This is a genomic window from Ancylomarina sp., from assembly GCF_041555295.1.
In the GTDB taxonomy this organism is placed as follows: domain Bacteria; phylum Bacteroidota; class Bacteroidia; order Bacteroidales; family Marinifilaceae; genus Ancylomarina.
Map to the genome: position 1 here is coordinate 1 of NZ_JBFFKR010000359.1, position 2,904 is coordinate 2,904.

The window sequence follows — 2,904 nt, forward strand, 5'->3', positions numbered from 1 at the left end:
GATGGAGCAAAATAGTATAACTCAATTGGTTGTTTGCGAAGGTGAGAAATATATTGGTTTAGTTCATCTTCATGATATTTTGAAAGAAGGTATTGTGTAGCTTGGTATGATTTAATCACAAATTAAGTAGTTGTTAATTGTAATTGGTTTTATATGTCAGAGAAAGAAGAAGATGGAATGAGTTTCCTGGATCACTTAGAAGTGTTACGTTGGCACCTAATTCGTTCAGTAGCGGCCGTATTTGTATTTGCTATAACAGCCTTCGTATTTTATGATTTTATTTTTAATGAAATTATATTAGCTCCTAAGAATGTTGATTTCTTCACAAATAGAATGTTTGCTCTGTTTGCTGATTATACTGGCATCGAATCCTTGAAAATTAATACTGAGCCTTTTCAAGTGATTAATATTAATATGGCTGGGCAGTTTGCAACGCATATTTCGGTTTCTTTGGTTATCGGTTTAATAGCAGGTTTCCCTTATTTGTTTTTTGAATTCTGGCGCTTCGTAAGACCTGCTTTGTATTCTACAGAAAAGAAACATGCAAGAGGATCGATTTTTTATACCAGTTTCTTATTTGCTCTTGGAGTTGCTTTTGGATACTATGTGATCACACCTTTATCTGTACATTTTTTAGGATCTTATAATGTCTCATCTCAGGTGTTGAATCAGATTAATCTAACCTCTTATATTTCGACGATTACCTCAATAGTTTTAGCAAGTGGGATTATTTTTGAATTGCCTATTTTAATCTTCTTCTTGAGTAAAATTGGTTTGGTAAGTCCTGAGTTTTTAAGGAAATATCGAAAACATTCTATTGTTTTGATATTGATTTTGTCAGCTATTATAACGCCACCAGATATTTTCTCTCAGGTTTTGGTTTGTCTGCCACTATTGGTTTTATATGAAGTAGGGATTAGTATTTCTAAGCGTATTCAAAAACAGCAGGCTCAAGAATTTGAATAAACCCTCTACGCAATAAAATTTGTATAGATTAGTTTTTCTATTAGGAAGGATTTATTGTTAATTTTGAATCCCTAATAATGTTAGGGATTTTTCTTAAATTACAAGAATCATCAACCATGTTCACCTATTAACGTATACATGCTGAAATTATCTAAAGGATTAGTATTGCTATTGTTTATTCTTGTGGGGGTAGGAATAAGCCAGTCTGCATTTACTCAGGTTACAAAGCTTAGAGGTCGAATTGTAGATGCCGAAACTCAAGAACCATTACCATTTGTTAATATTGCTTTTAAGGGTACAACTATTGGTGCAATTACAGATTTCGATGGGAATTATTTTCTTGAAACTCGTAGCCCTACTGATTCACTGCATGTTTCTTTCGTGGGGTATAAGGGGAGGGCTTTTAAAATTCAAAAAGGAATTTTTCAAACTTTAAATATCGAACTACACTCCGAGGCTGTTTCCCTACAGGAGATTAGAGTTTTGCCTGGAGAGAATCCTGCTCATATTATATTGAGGAAGATTATTGCACGTAAAAAGAAAAATAATCCGGCACGTTTAGAGTCCTACCAGTATGAGACTTATACGAAAATGGAAATGGACTTGAATAATATCGGCGAAGATTTTAAGAATAAAAAAATCATGCGCCAGTTTCAGTTTGTTTTTGATTATGTCGATACTTCTGTTGTGACAGGTAAGTCCTATTTACCTGTTTTTATTACTGAATCTCTATCTGACTATTATTATAGAAAAAGTCCAAAGCTTGAACGAGAAGTTATTAAAGCATCTCAAATGTCAGGCATAGAGGATAATGCAAGTTTAGCTCAGTTTACAGGGCAGTTGCATCAGAAAATTAATATCTACGATAACTTTATTGACCTGTTTAATATGGGCTTTGTAAGTCCTATTGCAGATGGAGGTCTGAGTTATTACAAGTATTATTTAACTGATAGTGCCTATCGTAACGGAAATTGGTCTTATCATATGTCATTTAAACCTAAAAGGAAACTAGACCCCTGTTTTGTAGGTGATTTTTGGGTGGCAGATACGACATTTGCTATTGATATTATGAAAATGCGTATTACTAAAGATGTTAACCTGAATTGGGTGAAAGACGTAGTAAGTACGAATGAATATCAGAAATTAAATGATTCTACCTGGTTTTTGAAAAAGCAGAATTTATTTGTTGACTTCATGTTGACGGATAGAGACTCCACTGATAAGATGGGATTTTTTGGGAGAAAAACGATCTCTTATCGTGATGTCAAGTTGAATGTGCCAATTCGTAAAGAGATCGTTAAACTTGAGAATAATGTCATTGTCAATGATGATGCTCTCGGTAAGCAGGCTTCCTATTGGGATAATGCTCGACCATTTAAACTTTCGGAACGAGAATCGGGGATTTATTCGATGGTTGATTCCATTCAGAATGTGCCATTGTATAGAAATATAATTGACATTATTCAAACTTTTGTAACAGGTTATTATACTGAAGGAAATTTTGAATATGGTCCTTACTACAAGCTCTACTCATTTAATGAGATAGAGGGGAATCGCTTCATGTTTGGAGGAAGAACATCCAATGATTTCAGTACAAAAGTCATGTATAATGCACACCTCGCTTACGGAGATAAAGACAATCGATTAAAGTATGGCTTGGGATTCTTATACATGATAAATAAGTTGCCTCGGGAAACTTTTGGAATGCAGTGGAAACATGATATTCACCAGTTGGGAAAGAGTCCGAATGCTTTCACAGAAGGTAATATATTGGCCTCATTGCTTAAGAGGAATCCAAATAATAAACTAACAATGCTTAATCAGTTTGAGGCGCATTACGAAAAGGAATGGTTTCAAGGTTTTATAAATACTCTGAAGTTTCGTTATCGTGACATCTCACCTACTCCAATTGTTCCTTTTGTTTCACCTAATGGCGAC

The 2,904-nt window shown here is 34.2% G+C and carries 2 protein-coding genes; both read left to right on the plus strand.

Translation table 11 applies throughout. The features are described from left to right. Positions 1–153: 153 nt before the first annotated feature. A complete protein-coding gene (gene tatC / locus ABY905_RS15890) occupies positions 154–966 on the plus strand; it encodes a twin-arginine translocase subunit TatC (protein ID WP_372645640.1) in 813 nt (270 codons plus the stop codon). Positions 967–1,104: 138 nt separating this feature from the next. Continuing rightward, positions 1,105–2,904: DUF5686 family protein (locus ABY905_RS15895; protein WP_372645642.1), on the plus strand; the 1,800-nt coding region annotated here is incomplete at its 3' end.